This is a genomic window from Pedobacter sp. HMWF019 (genome assembly GCF_003061025.1).
GTDB lineage: Bacteria > Bacteroidota > Bacteroidia > Sphingobacteriales > Sphingobacteriaceae > Pedobacter.
In genome coordinates, this window is the sequence record NZ_QAIL01000528.1 from 1 (window position 1) to 16,233 (window position 16,233).

The window sequence follows — 16,233 nt, forward strand, 5'->3', positions numbered from 1 at the left end:
ACCTAAAAGATAGTTTCTGCAAAGATCGACAGTTATTTTTTATTTGAAAATATCACACCTACATTGGTGCAATTCAGATAAAATATGACAGAAAAATTTAATGGACCCGAACAGGGCAGCATGTATGATAAAGTCTTTAGGGAAAACATGGAGGACACCCTACCAGACGTTATTAAAGACGTACTTCGTCTCCATATTGTTAAAAGCGAAGAGATCGCGGATGATATTCAGCACACCAAAGAACGCAGACCTGATCTTTTAAAAAGAGTAGAAGACGACCAGGGAAAGGTCTTTATACTCCACATTGAGTACCAGCGCGACAACGAGAAAAATATGGCTTTCCGCATGGCAGAATACAGTATCATGCTGCAAAGAAAATATGGACTGCCAGTAACCCAGTTTGTGATTTACATCGGTGCAGGAAAACCCAATATGCCCATGCGGATCAGGAATAAATACCTCCATTTTTGGTATAACCTGCTCACATTTTCGGAGATCGATTACCAGGTATTTCTAAACTCAGATAAAATAGAACAAAAGATGCTGGCCATTTTCGGTGATCTCCAGATTGAGGATACAGAAATGATCTTACAGCAGATCGTTCAGGAAATAGAAAACAAAGATATTGGAGAATTAGAACAAGGAAGATATTTAAAACAATTGCGCGTTTTGATGCAATTGCGTAATTTAGAGAAAACATCAATTAAAAATATGGCACTAACAGGAAAAATATTTGTAGAAGAAAAGGACATCTTGTACATCAGAGGTGAAATTAATGGTGAGATTAAAGGAGAGATTAGAGGCGAAATTAAAGGTGAGCACAAAAAAGCCTTAGAAATCGCTCAGGAATTGAAGAACGAGGGATGTTCTTCATCATTTATAGCCAGAATAACCAAACTTTCGATTCAGGAAATCGAAGCTCTTTAGTACCCTCCCCCCTAGTTCTTCCAATTCTTGGAAGAACGCGCGCCAAACACTCCAATTTTCTGCGCATAACCACAAAATACGATATTAACACCTACATTATAAGAACAATCACGTACACAATTGATGCAATCGCCAAAACAGAAATGACGGGCATCAGTTAGATACCCGCCATTTATATTCCGATTCTTTATTCTTAATATAGATCAACAATTTATTGTGGGCCTCAGAATTTGGATGTGTATAGGAGCTGATTTTTATTCCATCAATAGAATAATTATTCGGCTCATCATCAATATATCCCCGTAGACCAAAAAAAATATCCCTACCAGACTTCAATTGCTTGTCACCTTTAAACAGTTTTGATACATCCTGGTCAAATTTTAAAGATAGCAGATCAATTTTTGATTGACAGCCAAGAAAGAATGGAACAAAAGCAAAGATCCAGAGGATTCTTATACTTACTCTTAGGGGTGAATTTAATCCAGGTATTGCCATCTTGAACGTATTTTTAGCATTTATTTAACAAATCCAAGTTATAAAAAGTTCTCTGATAAACGAGTCCAATATCTAGACTACTGTAGCTCAGGCACGATCGGTACTGCACATTTCACCAATATATTTATATATTTAAGACCATAATGCTCAAAAAAAGAAAACAGGATGAATCATTCCGAAAAATTAGACCTGCTTTTACTGAAACTGGAAAATCTACAGGTAAGACAAGCAGACTTCGATGCTGAGATCAAAGCGCTACAATCAGAGATCAGATCAATTCAATTCCCATCAGCAGAACCTGATGCACCTCTAGCAGCTCCAAGTATCCCTCAGCCGCGACCGCAAAAGCCACGTGTATTCACGCAACCAAAAAGGCCGGTACCTCCCTCTTTTCCAAACCAGTCTACCCGGAAAATAATGGATAAATCTGACCTGGAGAAGTTTGTTGGTGAAAATCTGATCAGCAAAATCGGTATTCTAATCCTGATTATCGGAGTGGGTATCGGAGCAAAATACGCCATTGACCATGATATGATCAGCCCATTAACCCGTATCATTCTGGGCTACCTGGTTGGTGGCTGTCTGTTTGGTTTTGCGGTTAAACTTAAAGCCAAATACGAGAATTTTTCTGCAGTGCTCATTAGTGGTGCAATTGCCATATTGTATTTCATCACTTTTGCCGCCTACGATTCTTATGCGCTGATTCCTCAAGCCCTGACGTTTATACTCATGGTGATATTTACCGTTTTTGCGGTCATTACGGCTACAAAATACAACAAACAAGTGATTGCACATATTGGTTTAGTGGGTGCTTATGGTGTTCCCTTTTTACTCAGCGACGGTTCCGGGAAGGTCGTCGTGCTGTTCAGCTATATGGCCATCATCAATATTGGTATCCTGATCATAAGTTTCAAACGGTACTGGAAACCCATGCTGTATGTTTCCTTTGGACTTACCTGGCTTATTTTTCTAGGTTGGGCCATTTTTAGAACCGATGCAGCAAACTACTTAAACCTGGGGCTGATCTTCTCTACCATCTTCTTTTTCACTTTCTACCTCAGCAGCCTGGCCTATAAAGTCAAAAAAGAGGAGCCTTTTGGCCTGTCAGATGTGCTCATCATTCTCCTCAATTCTTTTGTTTACTATGGCATCGGTTATTTTATCCTCAACATTGATGTTACAGGTGCAAAATTACTTGGTCTGTTTACCCTCTGCAATGCGGTTATTCATTTGGTGGTAAGCCTGATTCTTTATAAAAAGAACCTCGCCGATAAGAAATTGTTCTACCTCATTTTGGCTATGGTCATCACCTTTATAACTGTTGCAATACCGGTACAACTGAATGGTGGATATGTGACCATTCTCTGGACAATGGAAGCCGCTCTGCTGTTATATCTGGGCCGGGTAAGGAACATTTCGATCTATGAAAAACTCGCTCTGCCATTGGTCATCCTGGCCGCTTTGAGTATACTGGAAGATTGGATCAGCTATCACGGGGCCAATTCTCCGACCGAAGAAATTGTTAAGCCCATACTTAACGTAGACTTCCTGACGGCCTGTATTTCCATTGTCGCATTTGCATGGATGTACCGTGTAAGCAGAAAGACAAATGACAACCCGGATAAATCCGTTTGGATTGAAAACACACTGGCTTATCTAATTCCTACTGTCTTATTAGCAGTTTGCTATATGACTTTTAGAATGGAAATCAGTAAATATTTCGGCGGAATGCTGGTCAAAACGGCGGTCACCATTAACCCGGCAGTTGCAACAGACCATCCTGGTTATGCGGTTAACAATGACTATATATTATTGAAAACCGCATGGATCTATGTATATACCTTATTTTTTGCCGCAATACTCATTATAGTTAATCTTAAAAAAATCAGGATGGAAAAACTGGCTACAGTTTGCATGATGATTAGTCTGGTTACTATCCTGGCTTTCCTGACCGAAGGATTTTATAATTTAACCGAACTTCGCAGCAGTTATCAGTCGCAGCTTGATCAATACTTCCCAAGCGGGCCTATGAATATCGGCATCCGCTATGTTTCTCTTGCGTTCTTTACCTTGCTCCTGTTTCAGTGTTACTATTTGGACCGGTCGGGCCTCTTAAAGAAGAACATCAAAAACGGATTCGATTATGTATTGCACATTTCTCTATTATGGATCCTGAGTAGCGAACTCATTAATATCATTTCCCTGATAGGATTAGAGGATAGTGATAAGCTTGGACTCAGCATTCTTTGGGGTGTATATTCGCTGTTTTTAATCATTCTGGGCTTTGCGAAAAAGAAAAAGCACCTGAGGATTGGCGCCATTGCTTTGTTTGCTGTTACATTGGCTAAACTGTTTTTATACGACATGGAAGACCTGGGTACCATTGCGAAAACGGTTGTTTTCGTGTCATTAGGAGGATTGCTATTGATCATTTCCTTCTTGTACAACAAATACAAACACCTGATCAGTGATGATGCGGAGATGGAGAAATTAGCATGATGTTTCTATTCTGCAAGATGCATTTCATGTCCCTGCACAGATCTCCGGGCATAAAACACCGAGCTCGGACATCTTTACAGACGCCGGGTTCAGATTTGACAACTATTTAAGTCGTTAATTATTTGGTAGTGCTGTTCGAAACACCTGCTATTTTGATGGCAAAAACCGGGCTGGAAGAATCTGTTTTTAACGCTGCAAAATGGGTTACATTCAGATCCGAATCGTTGTCCTTTTCTGATAAATGGTGGTCGGTAGATCCACTTAGTTTCAAGGTAGAAGCATCTTTAACTACAGTATATACATCCTGTGCAACAACATTCACATCTACCTTAGCTTTGTCCTGTACAAAAACCTGAAGCAGAGACAAGTTGAAACGACCGGTTGATTTTACCACAGCGTTTTCAGAAGCTTCAATTCTTTTCAGATCTTTCACTGTTAAAAACACAGTTGCTCTTTCATTACCTGTGGCATTGATCAGCAGTTTATTGCCTTCTCTTTTAAAAGATACTTTAGTCTCCGATTGCTCTGTTTCTACACGAACGTTTTCCTTGGTTCCCAGGTACAGGTAAACCAGTACATTACCTTTTACTTTGATCATGTTATAACCTGAGGCTACAGTGGATGATGATGGGTTTTTATCACCTTCTTTTGCAAATGTTGTAAAAGCAGATGAGGTTAAAACTATAGCGGTTAATGCTGTTGCGAATAAGGTTTTGATAGCGGTTTTCATATCTTTATGTTTTAAGTTTTTTAATTCTCTTTGTACATAAGACATCCTCAATATCAAAACGTTGCAGCGGTTTTAGCCCTATTAGACCAACAGCAGGGTAACCATCGACAAACAGACAAATACTCACGACCAGTTACTCTACTAATTTCATAACTTATAGAATCATAGTTAGAACTTAAAACTGAGGTTGCAAAGCATTAACATTAATAGGACTTCTGAGAAAGTTGTTCAATAGCCTTTTCTTGTTGATTTATCCGCTGTTGAAGCACCTTTTCCCTTTCACCATTCTTTCTTTCTATTTCTATCAAATATAAAGTCATATTTGAGCCCTTATTCGAGGAGAACTTCCCAATAACACCCGTGTTGATTGAACAACTGCTAAGTAGCAGAAATATTCCTAAGATTATAAATAAGGTCTTGCCCATGGGGTTTCTAATAAATAATTTAGTGGTATTGGCATTGACCGATGAACCTCCGATCTGGAGAGAGTTTGTTGTCGCATTACCCCTGTCTGTTACTGTTTGTAAGGTTTCCTGGGCATGCCCAACAGAGCAAATAAATACAAAAGCCGTTAGAAGATTGATCGTTTTCATTTTGAATGTTTTTTATTTTTTCTTATTTCGAATTGACGCTTCGATAAGATCTTATTTTGAGCATTCACTTTTTTGTCTAGCTGTATCAAATGAAGTGTTAACTCCTCCACCTTCTGTAAGAGTTTGGCATTCATCTCACCCAAATCAATCCCATTAGATTTGACTTCGTTCGCGGAAGGAATTCCGGGCAAATGGCCATTTTCATGAATATGTTTTTCTGTTTCTTTTAGAGAAGGAAGGATGTAATTTTTCTCAAACACATAGTCCGGCCAATTGGCCGTTTCTACCTTTATTTCTTTTGCCCGAATCTTCCCATTTACAGATAACTCCTCCTTCGGTGTCGTCGTTCCGATTCCAATCCGCCCGGTTGATGTAAACGTAATTTTGTTATCTGGAGCTCCATATCCAGAAGTATAAAGATTCAGGTTGCCATTGGTATTGTACAGCTGTAGAATTTTTGAGTTATCTTCTCTATCTAGAAAATTAATCGCTGCGCCATTACCTGAAACTACAACTTGTCCTTTTACGTCAAGATTACCCCGAGGGTCTGTAGTACCAATTCCAACGTTTCCATTTGGATGGATGAACATTCTGTGGTACCAATCTGTAGACCCTGGTCCAGGAGCGTTCCAGGCTGTTTTAGTTGCGAAAAGTATACCCGGAACATGTTCTCCTGGAGGAATGGCCTCTAGAATCCCCGCAGTTTTATCTGCGTTTTCCATGTTAAATATAATTCCGCCCTTTATGGTAAGTACAGTTGGATTAGGAGTATATACGGAAGATCTTATCTTCAAAAAGGGCATTTCGGAATTGATCTCCAGATTAAACTGTGGATTGTTCGTGCCAATTCCAACATTACCTGTTGAAGGGTAGTTATTTTGACCAAAGGTATACATGCATACCAGAGCAAATACAGATGTTAAGAACGTTTTCTTGATTTATTTGTGATTGATTATAGTTAGGCCCTAAGTAAAATAAACTCAGTGCGACCACACTGCACTCTGATAAATGTTGAAAACTTTTTGAGGTTTAACTCTTTGGTATCATGAAGGAAGATTGGATACTTATTTTAACGTCAACTGGTTTACCGTCTACTTGTAAGGGTATCCAGCATGGCGGAATCATTTCAAAGATCCGCAATACTTCCTCTTCTAAACCTGAACCGAGTTTGCTTTCTGCTTTTTCATTAATAATCTTTCCGTCCTTAGTGAGTATTGCCGATACTGTAACCACTCCTCCTACTTTGTTTTGAGCTGCAAGTCTTGGATAAATGAAATATAAAAATGCATTCATTATTTTAGGATCGCCCCCTGTATAGAAGTGTATTGGCTCAAGATCTTTACCTGGCTCACCGTTATCATCAAGCAGTTTAATTTTAACCATTTTAGAGGGTTCATCTAAAAGAAATTCCTCTTTACTAAAGTCGTATTTCTGAAAAACCACACCGTTTTTGGAGAATTCCCATATTCCAGATTTCTTATCTTGATCGTATTGTCCTTTTTCAGCATAAGAACGAATCTGTGCAGAATAACTTCCCTGTTTGATCTTAGGATTGGTCTTTAATACTTCGTAATTTTCTTTCAAGGTTGCCAATTGTATGGAGGTATTTTTACTCACTTTTTTGGTTTCCTGAGCACTGGCTAAACTGACCAGACTAAAAAGAAGAACTGGGAGACTTATTTTTTTGATTTCGAGCATCATAAAGCGATTAATTTTACAGGCTTAAGTTAGTAAAAGAGCATCAATAAGCGCTTAAAATTTTCCGTTTTTAAATACTGCTTTTTTAAGTTTTTGATTGTCTATCTTGATTTTCTTCAGTTCCTTATCTTGTTTAATCAGGTAAAGGGTTAACTCCTCTATTTTTTTGACTAGTTTAGCATTGATCTCACTTACATTAATCCCATCTTTTTCTGCTTCTTTTGCTGATGGGATGCCGGGTAAATGACCATTGCGCTCAATGTGTTTTTCTACACTTTTAAGATCAGGGAGCACGTAATTTTTGGAAAAGACATAATCGGGCCAATTCTGAGTTTCAACTTTAATTTCTCTCGCCCTGATATTGCCGTTTACAGATAGTGCCTCTTTTGGTGTTAAGGTCCCTATGCCAATACGCCCATCAGCAGTAAAAGTAATTTTGCTATCTGTCATTCCGTAACCCACAGAATAAAGATTTAGATTGCCACCGGTATTGTAAAACTGAAGTACTTTGGAATTGTCGTTTCTGTCTAAAAAATTCATGGCCGCACCTGTACCCGACACCGCTATTTGGCCTTTAACATCGAGATTTGCTCCAGGAGTTGTATTGCCAATTCCGACATATCCGTTGGCATCCATAAAAAGACCTCTTAGAGATTTATTGTCACTTCCGGCTTGTATAGCAAATACATCCGAATTGTAAAGAAACCCCATCCCATATACCATTTGCCCCCTTCTAATGAAAGACAGATGGAACTTAGCATCCAGATTTTCTGGGCGTGTAATTTGCACAGCTCCGTAAGGAGTGGGATCCCAGGCCTCGCCAAAATCTGCATGTCCAAAAATTCTCACTGGAGAAGTGGTTGTATTGCCGTTGTCTACAACAGTCTGCAATGTTTGAGCGGTTCCTGTTTTACTTAAAGCAAGGGCAAGGAATAGTAAAGTACATAGAGTTTTCATATGTTTTATTTCTTAGACTTGAGTTTTTTAACTTCGTTTTGTAGTTTTTTAACCATTATTTCCTGTGAGCTTGATTTTTTGTTCAAATTAATAACATACAGGGTCAGTTCTTCAATCTTCTGGAGTAGTTTGGCATTCATCTCCCCTACATCAATACCATTGGTTTTAACTTCTGCTGCTGAAGGAATCCCTGGCAAATGACCTTTTTCTTTGATGTGTTTTTCTGTTTCTTTTAGAGAAGGAAGTAGTGTGTAATCTTTTGCGAAAACATAGTCTGGCCAGGCAGACTGCAGCTGAACTTTAACAGATTCTGCAATCATGTTGCCCGCCACTGCGAGTCTGTAACCTTTAGAATTGCTGACACCAATCCCAATGTTACCATCTGCTCCTATAACCAGGGCATTACTTGTAACCATTGTTCCGTTCCCTTTCCAAACTGTAAAATGTAAATTTGCATCTGTACCACCGTTATTGATTTGAAATGCAGATCCAGAAGGATCGAATATAGTTCCAGTTGCCGATTCTCTATTAAATGCCAGCGTACCGTAATATGGGGCTCCACCTGGGCTAACACTAACTCCAGTTCCATTGCCACTAATACTTAAAGGAGAGCCTGGATTCGAGGTTCCGATTCCTACGTTTCCCTCAGAGCTGATGTGCAAACGTACTTTCGGAATTCCTCCTGAAGTCACCTCATCACTGGTTAAAAATTGCAAATGAGTTCCCCAGGAGGAACCTCTAAAAGCTCGTATATATGCTTTTCCAGCAGAGTTAAATTCAAAAGAAATATTCCTAGCACTAGGTAGCAGTACAGGGCTATTTTGCCCTATAATCCTTATAGATGTTGGATTAGCTGAATCAAGAGAGGTAGTTGTAATTGTATTATAACTAACATCTTGACCAAATAATCCAAGGCTAGTTGCTGTCAATAAGATTGTTAATGTAAAAATTTTCATAGTTTGTGATTCTGTTTTAGTTCATTTATCTCAAGCTGTTGTAAAGCGAGCTTTTTATCCTGAGCAATTAAATGGAGTGTGAGTTCCTCGATTTTTTGTAGTAATCTTGCATTCATCTCACCCAAATCAATTCCGTTATTTTTCACTTCTGCTGCAGAGGGAATCCCTAGCAAATGACCTTTTTCTTTGATGTGTTTTTCCATTTCTTTTAAAGAAGGAGGTGTATAATCTTTTGAGAATACATAATCCGGCCAGGCAGACCGTAACTGAACTTTAACGGATTCGGCAATCACATTGCCAGCAACCGCAAGTTTGTATCCTTTGGTGTCTGTTGTTCCGATGCCCAGATTACCACCATAAATCCCCATATATGTTTCTCCTGCATTACCCCAAGACTGTGCTCCTGAAAATGGATTTCTAAGCCACCAGGTTCTGCTTGTTCCTGGTTTTAAAAAAGAATAATCTATGCTTATTCCATCTACAACCATAGAAGTATACCAGTCATTTCCTGCCTCACTTCTATATAGCCATTGTTTATTCATAACAATATTTGTACTTGCCTGCCCACTTACAGATGATATCTCCAGATCATCATTTTTATTAGGGCCAAGTCCTTGACCAAAACAGATAAGACAACTGCCTGTCATAAGCAGACACAATCCATATTTTAAATATTTCATGATTAGTTTTTTTGATTTTCTAACTTATTTAGACGATTTAACAAGGCTTCCAGAGACAATTGAAGAGCTAATTGTTTATTTTCAATTTGCTGGTTACTGGTTTTCAGATTTTCTATTAATTTATCTTTCTGAATCAAGTGCAAGGTAAGCTCTTCGATCTTTTCCAATAATTTTGCATTCATCTCGCCCAAATCGATCCCATTAACTTTGACCTCTGAGGCCGAAGGAATCCCTGGCAAATGACCTTTTTCTTTGATGTGCTTTTCTGTTTCTTTTAAAGATGGAAGTGTATAATCTTTTGTGAATACATAATCCGGCCAGGCAGACCGCAGCTGGACTTTAACAGATTCTGCAATCATATTCCCGGATACAGCTAATTTATATCCTCGTGTATCCTGGGTACCAATTCCAATATTTCCTGCAAAGTAATTTGTTCCCCCATTTAAAAAATTTGCGGTGCCGCTCTTTGTTAGTCCAAAAGAATTAACGTACACATCCTTTGATGTTTTAAATGTAATCGCCGGGCCACTCACCTCTTGAAAGGGTAATGGATTTGCAACGCCATCAAAAACCCGGCAGGTAGTTGCATAAAGAGATTTATAATAATAAGTTGTGCCCCCACCTCTTAACCAAATAACCACATCAAAACTTGCGTTAATTCCTGTTGCATCTTTCCAGCCTGCAACAAAATCCAAATCCTGAACACTCAATACGTTATGGCTTTGTACAATGTCAGCGTCTATAAAGGAGGCTCCATTTCCCGCTCGTGTAGTGTGATAGGTGAATTTAGCCATTATCGAACCTCTCCAATCACTATTTTCATGAACCGCAGATCTACCTATTTCTAATTGCGATGGCATCATATTATTCCACCCTCCATCGGTCCAAACTGTTGGATAGAATTTGTCAAAATCGCCACCGACGGTTATACTTCCTAGTGTTTGTGCCTTTACGCCTACAGTTGCAAGGAACAAAATGATAAACATTAACTTTTTCATCGTTTATTTTTCTTCAATTTGTTAATCTCCATTTGCTGACTTGTAATTGATGCTTGTTGTTTTTTAATCATTAATTCCTGGGAGTTTGATTTCTTGTTCAAATCAATAACATACAGGGTCAGTTCTTCGACCTTCTTAAGTAGCTTTGCGTTCATTTCTCCCAAATCAATTCCATTGGTTTTAACTTCTGCAGCAGAAGGAATTCCAGGTAAATGGCTATTTTCTTTGATGTGCTTTTCTGTTTCTTTTAGAGAAGGAAGTGTGTAATCTTTTGAGAATACATAGTCTGGCCATGCAGACTGCAACTGGACTTTAACAGATTCTGCAATCATGTTCCCAGATACAGCTAACTTATATCCTCTTGTATCTTGGGTACCAATTCCCATATTTCCGGCAAAATAATTTGTGCCTCCACCGTGAAAGGCAGCGCTGCCACTATTTGTTAAACCCTCTGAATTCACATATAGATCAGGACTTGTTTTGAAACTATGCGCCGGACCTCCCTCTTCCTGAAAGGGTAAAGGATTCGCAACGCCATCAAATACTCTGCAAGTAGTTGGATAGAGAGATTTATAGTGATAAGTTGTGCCTCCGCCTCTTAGCCAAATAACGAGATCAAGAGTTGCACTGCTTCCACTAGCGTCTTTCCATCCCGCTATAAAATCCCTGTTGGCACTGTTTAAGGTATTGTGTGTTTGGATAATTTCTGCATTTATGAAGTTGGCACCATTTCCCCAAAGGGCTACATGGAAAGTAAATTTTGCCATAAGCGACCCTCTCCAATCACTATTTTCATGAATCACAGACCTACCTATTTCTAATTGCGATGGCATCATATTATTCCATCCTCCATCAGTCAAAACTGTTGGATAGAACTTATCAAAATCGCCACCCACGGTTATACTTCCTGTTGTTTGTGCCTGTACGCTTATAGCAGCGAGGAACAAAATGATGAACGTTAATTTTTTCATTATTTATTTTAAAGTATTAATCTGTAATTGTTGTTGTTTAACCGTTTTATTAAGTTCAATCACCTGTAGGGTCAATTCTTCGATCTTCTTAAGCAGTTTTGCATTCATCTCGCCCAAGTCAATTCCGCTATTCTTCACTTCTCCTGCTGAAGGAATCCCTTCTAAATGGCCCTTTTCTTTGATGTGTTTCTCTGTTTCTTCTAAAGAAGGAAGTGCATAATCCTTAGTAAAAACATAATCCGGCCAGGCAGACCGCAGCTGGACTTTAACAGATTCAGCAATCATATTCCCGGATACAGCGAGCTTATACCCTCGTGTATCCTGAGTACCGATTCCTACATTTCCCTTTCCATCAATAGAATAGTCTGGCGAATATACTCCCCTCACATCTCCTGGCACTATCGTCACATAATCCATGTATACATCTGTGATCCCGCTAATAAAATTGGTTCCCCTTATTTCTATAATTTCTGCATTTTCAGGGACTTGAACGGATAATGTAAATAGCTGCCATTCGTTATTTTTTCTGAACATGCTCGGTTTTAACATAATACCCTGATTGACGATCCCGTTTGTGCTTACTACATCAAAATTAAGAAAGTCGGCATCTGACTGATTTGACGTTACCTTTAATCTTACCTGTACCAAATAATTACCTGCCTGAATGTGTTTATATGGCCCATACCAGAAAGTAGCACTAGGAGTTGAAGAGGCTCTAAACATTGCTTTCCCGCCATGAGCTGTTGCATCTGTAACTACTGTAGTTCCTGCCCATAAGGTTAATCCCCTTTCATCGTATCTACTTATAGCCAAAGAATCTTGTGCAAACACATTGGTGTTTAGAAACAGGGAACATAGACCGACAATGAAGGAGCAGCGAGTTACCCTCTTCTTTCGAATAATGATCTTCATATTATTTTGATTTTTTGTTTGATTTTAAGAGCTTATCGACCTGCATTTTAAGCAGATCTATCTGTTTTTGTTGGTCATTATCTTTTTTCTCCTTCTCTATAAGATGCAAGGTCAATTCCTCAATTTTTTGCAGCAATCTTACATTCATCTCGCCTAAATCAACTCCGTTATTTTTTACTTCTGCTGCTGATGGAATTTCAGGGAGGTGTTTATTCTTCTTCACAAAAGCCTCTGTTTCTTCCAGCGTCTTTAGCTTATAATCATCTTCGAAAACATAATCCGCCCAGGAGCCTTTTAACTGGACTTTGACAGATTCAGCAATCATATTGCCGGCTACTGCTAGCTTGTAACCTTTTGGATCAGCAACTCCCAGAGCGACATTCCCCATACCATCCGTTGTCATTAAGGGGGTAACCACTGCCGATGCCGTAATGTCTGTACCAACAGGCTGACTGTTTTGATTGGTTATATTTACAAACTGAGCATTTATACCTGAACCGAAAGTAAAAGACGTCAAGGCAAATGAGGTATACTCAACCGGATTTGGAACAACATATAAGTCTACCTTTGAGCCATTTTGATACATTCTTAAAGAGAACCAACGGGACGACTGATTTCCTACGCTAACCTGTTTTGCCGTTAAACCTGCTCGGTTCGAAATATAATATGTAGTTTCTCCGTCGGATTCTGAAAACCAGGAGCCACCGAAAATTTTAACAATTATCTTTTGCGAGTTTCCTGCAGAAAAATCCGGATCAGTCAAACTTCCAACATAGACAAAATTGGTACCCGGAAGGTTGACAATTTGTGCAGGAACTTGGCCATATGTCTTTGAACAACAACAAAGAGCAAACAACAGGATAAAAACAGTTTTGTGATTATAGATATACTTCTTAATTACTTTCTGCAATTTCATGATATGATTCGATTTAGTTTTTTTGGTTTTCGAAGACTATAATTCTCTGGTTTCATTATCCTGTATTTCTCCTTTTTGCTTTGTATCGTAGATAAAACAGAATAATCCATGTTCCTCATATACGTAGCTATTTTCGTCTCTGTTATACACAATCGGTGCTTTTAATGACGCTTTCATAAAATTGAGGGTACCAAATAGTGATCTTCTCGATATCCCTAAGCGTTGGGCCAATTCATCTGGTTTACCCGTGGATTTTTTTCTTATAAAAGTGTCTATGAGGATAATTCTTTCTATGTCAATTTTCATAACTGAGTTGCGTTAAGTATTAATAAATATTAGGTTTAATTAGTTTAGTGTTTTCTTCCAAAAACCGCCTTTTTAAGTTCAAGATTGTCTTTTTTCAAGTGGTTCAACTGGTCTTTCTGGCTCAACAATTCTTTATTCTGATCAATAATGTATAAAGTAAGCTCCTCTATTTTCTTCAGCAGTTTTGCATTCATCTCACCTACATTAATCCCATTTGATTCAACTTCTTTTGCCGAAGGCATATCTGGTAAATAACCTTCTTTTTTAATATGCTTCTCTAGGCTTTGAAGAGCTGGAAGGTTATAGTTCTTTGAAAAAACGTAATCCGGCCAGGGAGCTGCCTGCACCTTAATTTCGGTTGCCAGAATATTTCCATTTACGGCCAGTTTGTAGCCTTTAGCATCGCTTGTACCAATGCTAACATTGCCTGTGCTGTTAATTCTTAGTTTTTCAGTAAGTTCAGTTTGAATACCACCTGTAGAGGTACTAAAAACGAGATCCATCGATTGAACCAACGCATTATTTGGTTGATAGCTGTTGATCCTTTCCGCACGAATACGCGCACCTATCTGATCAACCTGAACATCTCTCCAGGTGTAGAAATCCAGATTGTAACCACCTGTGCTTGCACCTACCGGAACATTTATGTTACCTGAAACGTTTGGACTTCCTATTTTAATTGCAGACTCAGTTAAAGAAGCATTAATATGCAGTTTAGCAGAAGGATCCGTAGTACCAATACCAACATTGCCTCCAGCCTGAATCGTCATATATCTCGTTCCATAATTATCCCATCCAAACAGTGGACGGTTATTTACATGGCCACTACTAAGCCTGGAATCAAAAACTATCATAGGATTCGTACCAATGTCATTTACGCTGTTTGTTTCTCCAAGGAAATAAAGAGAAGTTGTATTAGAGGAATTTACAGCTCCTTTAATTGCAGGCATAAACATATTTGTACCTCCTGTTGAATTCAACACTTCCATATAATCGTTCGCCGCGTCGGAAACTTTAAATTTCATTAAACTTTCTCCCCCAACTGCGGCGGGAGAAAGAACCTCTAATTGAGAAACTGGGGTAATTGTTCCAATTCCAACTTTTCCGGATGCGGGAAGTAAATTTTGCTGGCAGTAAGCAATGTTGCACGTTAGTATGAGTGCGGCGTTAATAAATAGCTTTTGCATGGGATTTAATTTTTAACTTCATTCGATCTATATCTTTCTGTTGTTCACTAGCTTGCGCTTTAAGACCAATAATTTTACTTTCTTGAGCTGATCTTTCTTCACTGTTTTTTTTCTCCATTTGAATCAGATATAGTGTCAGTTCTTCAATTTTCTGAAGTAACTTTTTATTCATTTCCCCTAAATCGATTCCTTCTGATTTTACCTCCGCAGCCGAAGGGATTCCAGGCAAATGGCCTTTTTCTTTGATGTGTTTTTCGGTTTCTTGAAGACTTGTGAGTTTATAATCATCTTTGAATACATAATCCGGCCATGCAGATTGTAATTGAACTTTGACAGATTCGGCAATCATATTACCCGCTACAGCGAATTTGTAGCCTTTCGAATCTTTCGTCCCTATACTAACATTACCACTGCTGGAAATACGCATTTTTTCGGTCAAATTGGTTTGATCTAATCCTACAGACGTATAAAAGGCCAAATCCATTGATTGAATTAAGGCATTGTTATTACTGTGTGTATTCCATCGTTCAGCACGTATACGCGCACCAATCTGATCTGGTTGTACATCTCTCCAAGTATAAAAATCTATATTATATCCTCCTGTTGATGCACCCATTGGTACGTTTAAGTTACCAGGAGTGTTAGGAGTTCCTATTTTAATCGCAGACTCAGTTAAAGAAGCATTAATATGCAGTTTGGCCGACGGATCGGTAGTACCAATACCAACATTTCCATTTGGTTCTTCCATAACAAGCCTTTTCCAGCTCTCCCAGGCTGTATTCCCAAACGCTCCTGTTCTATAATATACCCCCCCTGCATTAAAATTAAGTTGGTAGTTATTCCCTCCAGTTGCATCACCCCATGGAGCTAAAGTCATGACTCCGGTAAACATTCCCAGCCCAGGTGATTCGATCACCGCTCGGTTTTTAAAATCAAATCTTACTCTATTTTTCAAATCATTGGGCGAACTCACTACATTTCGGGTGTCATTAACAACCAATTCTGATTGACCAAAACAATTGATTTGGGTGAATAACGCTACGGAGCAGACAAGTAATGTTTTCAAACTCAGATTCCCTGATATAAAACTATTTATAGGATAAAGCTTAAAATTTTTCATATGGCTTATTTGTTTATGATTTTCTTCAATTCCGACATTTCCAAAGTAAGCCGGTTTATTTTCTCATCTTGAACTTCCGCTTTTTCATGTTGGTTGATCAAGACTAATGTCAGTTCTTCAATCTTCTGAAGTAACTTTTTATTCATCTCCCCTAAATCAATCCCTTCCAATTTTACCTCCGCAGCAGAAGGAATGCCAGGCAAGTGTCCCTTCTCTTTGATGTATTTTTTCGTTTCTTGGAGACTTGTGAGCTTGTAATCCTCGTTGAATACATAATCCGGCCAGGCA

17 protein-coding genes and 1 pseudogene are annotated in these 16,233 nt (G+C 38.7%); 2 read left to right on the forward strand and 16 right to left on the reverse strand.

Annotation, left to right across the window (positions count from 1 at the left end; genetic code table 11):
• Positions 1–84 precede the first annotated feature (84 nt).
• Positions 85–927 (forward strand): Rpn family recombination-promoting nuclease/putative transposase, encoded by an 843-nt coding sequence (locus DBR11_RS26280; RefSeq protein WP_108555534.1) that lies wholly within the window; start codon positions 85–87, stop codon positions 925–927.
• A gap of 153 nt (positions 928–1,080) precedes the next feature.
• Here DBR11_RS26280 and DBR11_RS26285 read toward each other — a convergent pair whose 3' ends face one another.
• Positions 1,081–1,422, reverse strand: coding sequence for a hypothetical protein (locus DBR11_RS26285; protein WP_108555535.1), 342 nt, complete (start codon positions 1,420–1,422; stop codon positions 1,081–1,083).
• A gap of 165 nt (positions 1,423–1,587) precedes the next feature.
• Here DBR11_RS26285 and DBR11_RS26290 point away from each other — a divergent pair, with 165 nt between their 5' ends.
• On the forward strand, positions 1,588–3,921 hold the full coding sequence (locus DBR11_RS26290) for a DUF2339 domain-containing protein (protein WP_108555536.1): 2,334 nt from the start codon (positions 1,588–1,590) through the stop codon (positions 3,919–3,921).
• A gap of 118 nt (positions 3,922–4,039) precedes the next feature.
• On the opposite strand, the gene DBR11_RS26295 is transcribed toward DBR11_RS26290, so the two are convergent.
• From DBR11_RS26295 to DBR11_RS30010, 15 genes and pseudogenes are all read right to left on the reverse strand, one after another.
• On the reverse strand, positions 4,040–4,651 hold the full coding sequence (locus DBR11_RS26295; protein WP_146186672.1) for a GIN domain-containing protein: 612 nt from the start codon (positions 4,649–4,651) through the stop codon (positions 4,040–4,042).
• A gap of 203 nt (positions 4,652–4,854) precedes the next feature.
• Entirely contained in the window at positions 4,855–5,244 is a 390-nt protein-coding gene (locus DBR11_RS26300) for a hypothetical protein (protein ID WP_108555538.1), read from the reverse strand.
• Positions 5,241–6,140 (reverse strand): hypothetical protein, encoded by a 900-nt coding sequence (locus DBR11_RS26305; RefSeq protein WP_108555539.1) that lies wholly within the window; start codon positions 6,138–6,140, stop codon positions 5,241–5,243. Before DBR11_RS26305 ends, DBR11_RS26300 begins: the two co-directional genes overlap by 4 nt.
• Positions 6,141–6,273: 133 nt before the next feature.
• Entirely contained in the window at positions 6,274–6,945 is a 672-nt protein-coding gene (locus tag DBR11_RS26310; RefSeq protein WP_108555540.1) for an energy transducer TonB, read from the reverse strand.
• 51 nt (positions 6,946–6,996) lie between these two features.
• On the reverse strand, positions 6,997–7,899 hold the full coding sequence (locus tag DBR11_RS26315; RefSeq protein WP_108555541.1) for a hypothetical protein: 903 nt from the start codon (positions 7,897–7,899) through the stop codon (positions 6,997–6,999).
• 5 nt (positions 7,900–7,904) lie between these two features.
• The gene (locus DBR11_RS26320) at positions 7,905–8,855 is read right to left on the reverse strand and encodes a hypothetical protein (RefSeq protein WP_108555542.1); all 951 of its coding nucleotides are present in this window, start codon (positions 8,853–8,855) and stop codon (positions 7,905–7,907) included.
• Positions 8,852–9,535: a hypothetical protein gene (locus tag DBR11_RS26325; RefSeq protein ID WP_146186673.1), complete on the reverse strand. Its 684-nt coding sequence runs from the start codon at positions 9,533–9,535 to the stop codon at positions 8,852–8,854. The genes DBR11_RS26320 and DBR11_RS26325 overlap by 4 nt, the downstream gene beginning before the upstream one ends.
• 2 nt (positions 9,536–9,537) lie before the next feature.
• Positions 9,538–10,533, reverse strand: a complete 996-nt coding sequence (locus DBR11_RS26330; protein ID WP_108555544.1) for a cell division protein ZapB — start codon at positions 10,531–10,533, stop codon at positions 9,538–9,540.
• On the reverse strand, positions 10,530–11,504 hold the full coding sequence (locus DBR11_RS26335; RefSeq protein WP_108555545.1) for a hypothetical protein: 975 nt from the start codon (positions 11,502–11,504) through the stop codon (positions 10,530–10,532). Before DBR11_RS26335 ends, DBR11_RS26330 begins: the two co-directional genes overlap by 4 nt.
• Positions 11,505–11,507: 3 nt before the next feature.
• Positions 11,508–12,416, reverse strand: coding sequence for a hypothetical protein (locus DBR11_RS26340; RefSeq protein ID WP_146186674.1), 909 nt, complete (start codon positions 12,414–12,416; stop codon positions 11,508–11,510).
• A 1-nt stretch (position 12,417) separates the two neighbouring features.
• Complete coding sequence (locus DBR11_RS26345; protein ID WP_108555547.1) at positions 12,418–13,332, reverse strand: hypothetical protein; 915 nt, start codon at positions 13,330–13,332, stop codon at positions 12,418–12,420.
• A 36-nt stretch (positions 13,333–13,368) separates the two neighbouring features.
• The gene (locus DBR11_RS30400) at positions 13,369–13,509 is read right to left on the reverse strand and encodes a hypothetical protein (RefSeq protein WP_233260920.1); all 141 of its coding nucleotides are present in this window, start codon (positions 13,507–13,509) and stop codon (positions 13,369–13,371) included.
• 173 nt (positions 13,510–13,682) lie between these two features.
• Positions 13,683–14,825 carry a hypothetical protein gene (locus DBR11_RS26355; protein ID WP_108555549.1) on the reverse strand — a complete coding sequence of 381 codons (1,143 nt, stop codon included), beginning with the start codon at positions 14,823–14,825 and terminating at the stop codon, positions 13,683–13,685.
• Complete coding sequence (locus DBR11_RS26360; RefSeq protein WP_108555550.1) at positions 14,806–15,945, reverse strand: hypothetical protein; 1,140 nt, start codon at positions 15,943–15,945, stop codon at positions 14,806–14,808. The genes DBR11_RS26355 and DBR11_RS26360 overlap by 20 nt, the downstream gene beginning before the upstream one ends.
• A gap of 5 nt (positions 15,946–15,950) precedes the next feature.
• Positions 15,951–16,233, reverse strand: a pseudogene (locus DBR11_RS30010) (hypothetical protein); the annotation flags it as partial.